The organism is Bartonella sp. TS25HLJMH, assembly GCF_042193505.1.
GTDB classification, from domain to species: Bacteria; Pseudomonadota; Alphaproteobacteria; order Rhizobiales; family Rhizobiaceae; genus Bartonella; species Bartonella grahamii.
On sequence record NZ_JBHILV010000008.1, the window covers coordinates 61228 to 67649 of the forward strand.

General features: G+C 40.6%; 5 protein-coding genes and 2 pseudogenes. 1 reads left to right on the forward strand and 6 read right to left on the reverse strand.

The genetic code is table 11. The features are described from left to right. The 4 genes and pseudogenes from ACFINF_RS05315 to ACFINF_RS05330 all read right to left on the reverse strand — a co-directional run. Positions 1–569, reverse strand: a pseudogene (locus ACFINF_RS05315) (tol-pal system protein); the annotation flags it as partial. A 52-nt stretch (positions 570–621) separates the two neighbouring features. Continuing rightward, on the reverse strand, positions 622–1143 hold the full coding sequence (gene pal / locus ACFINF_RS05320) for a peptidoglycan-associated lipoprotein Pal (protein ID WP_375619973.1): 522 nt from the start codon (positions 1141–1143) through the stop codon (positions 622–624). 52 nt (positions 1144–1195) lie between these two features. Next, positions 1196–1339, reverse strand: coding sequence for a hypothetical protein (locus ACFINF_RS05325; protein ID WP_375619974.1), 144 nt, complete (start codon positions 1337–1339; stop codon positions 1196–1198). 6 nt (positions 1340–1345) lie between these two features. After that, on the reverse strand, positions 1346–2041 hold the full coding sequence (locus tag ACFINF_RS05330; protein WP_375619975.1) for a DUF1013 domain-containing protein: 696 nt from the start codon (positions 2039–2041) through the stop codon (positions 1346–1348). Positions 2042–2409: 368 nt separating this feature from the next. Here ACFINF_RS05330 and ACFINF_RS05335 point away from each other — a divergent pair, with 368 nt between their 5' ends. Then, positions 2410–3156, forward strand: a complete 747-nt coding sequence (locus ACFINF_RS05335; RefSeq protein WP_375619976.1) for a YebC/PmpR family DNA-binding transcriptional regulator — start codon at positions 2410–2412, stop codon at positions 3154–3156. A gap of 1084 nt (positions 3157–4240) precedes the next feature. Here the strand turns inward: ACFINF_RS05335 and tolB are convergent. Continuing rightward, positions 4241–5566: a Tol-Pal system beta propeller repeat protein TolB gene (tolB, locus tag ACFINF_RS05340; RefSeq protein ID WP_375619977.1), complete on the reverse strand. Its 1326-nt coding sequence runs from the start codon at positions 5564–5566 to the stop codon at positions 4241–4243. 43 nt (positions 5567–5609) lie between these two features. Further along, positions 5610–6422 (reverse strand): annotated as a pseudogene (locus ACFINF_RS05345) (cell envelope biogenesis protein TolA); the annotation flags it as partial.

A 6422-nucleotide genomic window follows, 5' to 3' on the forward strand; every position in this document is an offset into this window, starting at 1 on the left:
TCAGCTGCTTCAGGTGCTTTCTTCACTGCATCAACAGCCTTATTAACAGTGTCAGTGGCTTTTTCCTCCACGCTAGACGCTGCTTTATCAGCTGCTTCAGGTGCTTTCTTCACTGCATCAACAGCCTTATTAACAGTGTCAGTGGCTTTTTCCACCACGCTAGATGCTGCTTTATCAGCTGCTTCAGGTGCTTTCTTCACTGTATCGACAGCCTTATTAACAGTATCAGTGGCTTTTTCCTCCACGCTAGAAGCTGCTTTATCAGCTGCTTCAGGTGCTTTCTTCACTGCATCGACAGCCTGATCAACAGTATCAGTGGCTTTTTCCTCCACGCTAGATGCTGCTTTATCAGCTGCTTCAGGTGCTTTCTTCACTGCATCGACACCCTTATCAACAGTATCAGTGGCTTTTTCCTCCACGCTAGATGCCTTATCAACTTCATCAACTTTATCCGTATCATGTGCAGGATATTCGGAAGCCCTTCGTGCCGCACTTTGAACAAGTGAAGTAGAACAAGCCATGAAAACCGCCATATAAAAGAGTGTTTTCCAATTGATTTTACGATACATTCTTTTTTCCCCTTAAGAGCTCATTGAATAGTTGAAACAAACAATCTTCTTTTTAATGACTATTCATGTCACTCAACGTTGTCACAGCACGTCGATTTTGATTCCAACAGGAAATATCATCACACACTGCTACAGGTCTTTCTTTCCCGTAAGAAATTGTTTGAATCCGTTGTTCAGACACACCTAGAGACACCAAATAGTTTCGCACAGCAACAGCACGGCGCTGTCCAAGTGCCAAGTTATATTCACGTGTTCCCCTCTCATCAGCATGACCTTCGATCATAATAGAATAATAAGGATAATGAAGCAACCATTCCGCTTGACGCGTTAAAATACGTTCAGCATCAGCATCAAGTGAAGAAGAATCGAGACTAAAAAACACGCGATCACCTACATTAACCGTAAATTCTTGTCCTGAGCCTGGTGACACCTGATTCAAACCAGCATCGTTCATATAAGCGCCATTCATACCGTTAAGTGCACCGACATTTTTTTTGCCACACCCACCCAAGCATAGAGAGAAAAAAAAGAAGATAGCTAAGAAATGAGAGAAGTTTTTTTTGGTAGAACGCATAGTCCGTTTCTCCTTGAGTGTCGTAAAGAAGGATAAATTCTTAAAAATATTTTCAAGAATAACCGTTAATTCCTAATGAAGACGAAATTTTTCTGTTTTTTTGGTCATCATTTTTATTTTTGAGTCTCTGCCAAATTTTCTTTTCTCCAGCCATTCCTCTAACATTTCCATAAGAAATGTTTTCCTTATACGTCATGGCTCTTTATGCATCATCTTGATCTTGACGATTTTTTTGCAGCGCGTTCAGCTTTGCAAAAACTTTATCAGCGTCAAAAGTCTTATGCAGATTTTCTTCACTCTCATTTTCCTCTAGAGCAGCGTTTTCCGTCACAGAAGCGGGAAGCAACGACCTATCTTCTTCCAAAGAAACAGGGCGATTTTTTGCCGCACGCTGAAGCTCAAAATCTAAATCGATTTGCGAACACAAACCAAGTCCTACAGGATCAAGAGGAACCAAATTGGCACTATTCCAATGGGTTCTAAGGCGGATTTGTTCAATTGTCGCTTTTGTTGTCCCAATCAACCGTGCAATTTGTGCATCTTTCAACTCGGGATGATTCGTGACTAACCATAGGATACCATTGGGACGATCTTGGCGTCGAGAAAGAGGGATATAGCGCGCCCCTTTGCGTTTTTTTTCAGGAATATGCACCCTAGATTGAGAAATTTTCAAGCGTGCGTTTTGATCAGCCTCCACCCGTGCAATTTCACTGCGCGTCAATTGCCCAGAACTAATCGGATCTAAACCTTTAATACCATAAGCCGCATCACCATCGGCAATAGCTTTTACTTCCAAGACATGCAATTTACAAAATTCTGCAATCTGATCAAAAGAAAGAGCTGTATTATCAACCAACCAAACAGCTGTTGCTTTGGGCATCAAAAGTTGCGTTGCCATTTTTATAAATCCTCTTCTGCGCCTCTTCTATGAGGCAGGTTACCGCCCACTCAAGAGCACTAGAACTTTTTATATGTTAGGTTCTCTCCAACCACTCCTAAAACAAAGCGAGGCATGGAATAAACCACTTTGCCATGAGATTACATTCTGTTATAGCGTTATTTTTGCTCAACGACAAGAGATCTCTCTTGTAATGATCCTCAACTAAGGTGTCTTTACCTTTAAGATGAATTTTCTTATAAAGGGTTTATTCGATTATTTCACCTCATGTTGTGGCATATTTATTCTGGTGGGATGCGTGTTTTATCGCCTTAAATTCTTAAAGAGTATCCAACTGGAAAGAAAGCCCTAAAATAGGAAGGAAAACTATGGCAGGCCATTCACAATTTAAAAATATTATGCACCGTAAAGGGCGTCAAGATGCAATGCGCTCGAAAATATTTTCTAAGCTTGCGCGCGAAATTACCGTAGCAGCAAAACAAGGTGCTCCTGATCCAGCCATGAATCCACGTTTAAGGCTAGCTGTTCAAAATGCCAAAGCACAATCGATGCCGAAAGATAATATTGAACGCGCGATTAAAAAAGCTTCAGGCACCGATGTCGAAAATTATGATGAAGTACGCTATGAAGGCTATGGACCAGGCGGTGTTGCCGTCATTGTTGAAGCTTTAACCGATAACCGCCACCGCACCGCTTCAAATGTGCGCGCCGCCTTCACAAAATCAGGAGGAGCCCTAGGAGAAACAGGATCGGTCAGTTTCATGTTTAATCGGATTGGTGAAATAATCTATAAGCCAGAAGCAGGAACAGCCGATAATATCATGGATGCAGCAATTGAAGCCGGTGCCGAAGATGTGCAATCAGAAGAAACCGGACATCATATCACCTGCGCATTTGAAGATATTGGTGAAGTTTCCAAAACACTTGAAGCAAAACTTGGTGAAGCAGAATCGATTAAAACAATTTGGAAAGCCACCACCCTTGCACCAATAGATGAAGAAAAAGCTTTGTCCGTTTTACGACTGATTTCAACATTAGAAGAAGATGATGATGTACAAAATGTTTATGCCAATTTTGATGTCAGCGATGAGATTTTAGCAAAATTATCTGTATAATTCCTATCATTTGCATAAGCCCTCTCTGTCATTCATGAGGGCTTCAAAAGCATCTGTCACCTCTCCTCTCTATCCGCCCATATAAAAGCCCCGCGTCAATAGCGGGGACTAGCCATTGGTGCAACAAAAAAAACCGCCATTAATTCCAGAAAACATCACCAAAAAATAAGGCATACAAAACTCTGTAGTCTCACGCCTTTCTTACATGCCCCAAAGATTATCCCTATAGCCCCTCTCTATTTGATCTTTTTGTTCTTTAAGATTAACCTCCCCACCCTCAAATAATGAAGATGATCCGGTCTGTAAACAATTCGGATTTTCTTGACGTATTCCTATGACGAATCACCCATGGAATTTACTTGAAACTTCAGGCTCAAAAAATAGACACTCCCCTAAATATTCGCCACGCACTTAAAAAATACTTAAATATATCAAGGAGGTTTATATGCCTTATATCCCCACATCTCAAATGACAGTGTTTTTATAATATCACAGAATTAAAATAAGCAAATGGAAAGCCAAAGCTGATTGTTTAGCAAAGTATTGTACAAAAAGCTGGTATATCTCTCTAATCCGTTGCGGATAAATTTTTGACTTTATAACATTAACTTTATGGCATCGTATGTTTTATAAAATAACGTCATTTATCTTAAAAATCTATCCTTTTGCTATTACCGATCAATCAATATTCAGACCTAAAACAACAGCTTACTTGAATAAAACACATCAAAGAGCAGCAGAAAAAACACCCTTGACAAGAGTCCGGACTCTCCGCAAACCAGATCGAAGAGGAAGTCAAAAAAATATATATAGCGACACTTTGAATAAAAAGTTGAAATCTAGAGACCTCAGAATTTTCGACTATATTTTTTCAAGGTCTTGTTTTTGAATTTTTTTAAGCATTTTCCCCCAAGGAAATTCTATTATCGATAAACAACCGTAGATGATAGATGAAATCTACATAACTCCCCATGCCCACTATAATCAATTCCTTCTTTTAAATAATTAAAGGCAATTGAGATTGTGTAAACTTGAAACTGTACAGACTATATTCCTTCTATGTTCTGTTTTTAAGCATTTTGTTTTACTGTATATTGAGCAATGGCGACCATGCTGGATCCGAAGCATCATTGGGCGTAGGGAGTTGTCGTTCATTGCGTCCTGTAATATCAATCGTATAAATTTTTGGTCCCATACCGGGATTTTTGCGAAAGAACATCAGCACACGACCATTAGGTGCCCAAGTTGGTCCTTCATTATGAAAACCCGTAGTTAAAATTCGTTCTCCTTGTCCATCAGGGCGCATAACACCGATAGAAAATTGTCCCCTTAATTGTTTTGTAAAGGCGATATAGTCACCCCGTGGTGACCAAATAGGTGTGGAATAACTCCCCTCATTTGAAGAAATACGCTGAATATCACTCCCATCCGCATTCATTTTATAGATTTGCGGCTTTCCACTACGATCTGAAGAAAAGACGATTTGTTTTCCATCTGGTGAATAAGAAGCAGAAGTATCGATAGCAGAAGTTGTTGTAAGTCGCGTCATCGTACGAGTTCGTAAATCCATGGTGTAAAGATTTGCACTGCCATCATTTTGTAATAAACTCATGATGACCTTTTGTCCATCAGAAGAAAAACGCGGAGCAATTGTCATGTTATTAAACGTTCCGATCAACTCTCTTTGTCCCATTTCAATTTGTTGAAGATAAACATGAGGTACCTGGTTGTCTTCATAAGCCATATAGGTCATTTCTTGTCTTTTTGGGGAAAAACGCGGTGTAAGAACCAATTCACTTCCATCAGACATATAAATCAAATTTGCACCATCTTGATCCATCATTGCTAAACGTTTAATGCGTGCATTTTGGGGTCCTGTTTCATCGATAAAAACAATTCGTGTATCAAAATAACCACTTTCTCCTGTCATCTCACTATAGATTTCATCTGCGATCATATGCGCCACACGCCGCCAACGTTCTGTCGCTGTATAAAAACGCCGTCCTTTCAATTGTCTTTGTCCAAAAACATCCCATAAACGAAAATCGACCCTCAAACGTCCATCGATTTCTCTCATGACTTGCCCCGTAACTAAACCTTGCGCTTTTATTTTCTGCCAAGACGCAAAATGCGGTTGTTTATTAGGATTAGAAATGTTTTCAAAAAAAATTTCTTTATTAAGCGGTAAAAAAAGCCCCGACCGCTCAAGATCGGCTGTCACCACAGCAGATATTTTCAACCCAATCGAATCATTGGAAATAAAGTCTGTAATTGCAATGGGAATGGGATTAAAATCAGCGCTCGAAATAGTTCCTTTCAATTGCGCATAACCCGATGAAATACTTGAAAGCCACAGCCCACAAGTGACAATAAACCAAGCAAAAACTTTATGTCTCGTTATAGTCATCATGGAATATGTCCTTTCGTTAAGCCAATTTATTTTTTCTCATTTATCATCTTACTTCTTGGAGGGGATCAACATTAAAGTCAAAACCTTGCCCCCATAGATCATATTGATCACGTGGGAGGTCTGCATAAGGTTGGCATGAAAAGACAGCGGCATACACCTGCCTCATCATAATAGCTTGTTGACTCTCAAGCCCGCTTACGGGCTCAATGATAGGATCGCCCACAACCATCCCTTCACGATCTAAATAAAATCGCAACCGCACAACCGGACGGTTTTTTAAATCGCCACCAAGCGCCACAAGTTTAAGCTTCTGTTGAATACATCCCCCTGCGATATTGACCAATGTTTGTGCCATTTTTGTGGTATAATCAATGTTTTTTCTTGCGCCCAAAGCTTCTGGTGTATGAGAACGTTTTGCTCCCCCTCCTTGTGACCGCGCACGATTGAGCAAATTATTTTCCTCCAGTGCTAAAATATCTTCAATGGTCTGTTTCTCTTGGTTTTTCTTGTTAGGCTTTGGCGTCTTTTGATTCAATGCAGCCCCTTTCTTCCTTGGGAATTCTTCGTCAAATTTTGGTTTAAACTGTGGAAGAAAAAATTTTTCTGGAAGTGTAATTTTGGGCGCTTGATGAACAATCTGCTCTGCTGGTACCTTCTGTACCGTTGGAGCCAATTCTTTTGGCGATATCATCTCTTCATTTTTGTGCGCAGGCTTGAGGGCATCCTCCGGTGCACTCAAAGGCATCTCAGGCGCAACCTTGGGAGCATCCTCCGGTGCACTCAAAGGCATCTCAGGCGCAACCTTGGGGGCATCCTCCGGTGCGCTCAAAGGCATCTCAGGCGCAACCTTGGGGGC

Excerpts from the sequence above, each read along its gene's own strand:
- tolB (WP_375619977.1), bottom strand. The coding sequence starts at position 5,566 with ATGATGACTATAACGAGACATAAAGTTTTTGCTTGGTTTATTGTCACT.
- ACFINF_RS05330 (WP_375619975.1), bottom strand. The coding sequence starts at position 2,041 with ATGGCAACGCAACTTTTGATGCCCAAAGCAACAGCTGTTTGGTTGGTT.
- ACFINF_RS05335 (WP_375619976.1), top strand. The coding sequence starts at position 2,410 with ATGGCAGGCCATTCACAATTTAAAAATATTATGCACCGTAAAGGGCGT.
- pal (WP_375619973.1), bottom strand. The coding sequence starts at position 1,143 with ATGCGTTCTACCAAAAAAAACTTCTCTCATTTCTTAGCTATCTTCTTT.
- ACFINF_RS05325 (WP_375619974.1), bottom strand. The coding sequence starts at position 1,339 with ATGACGTATAAGGAAAACATTTCTTATGGAAATGTTAGAGGAATGGCT.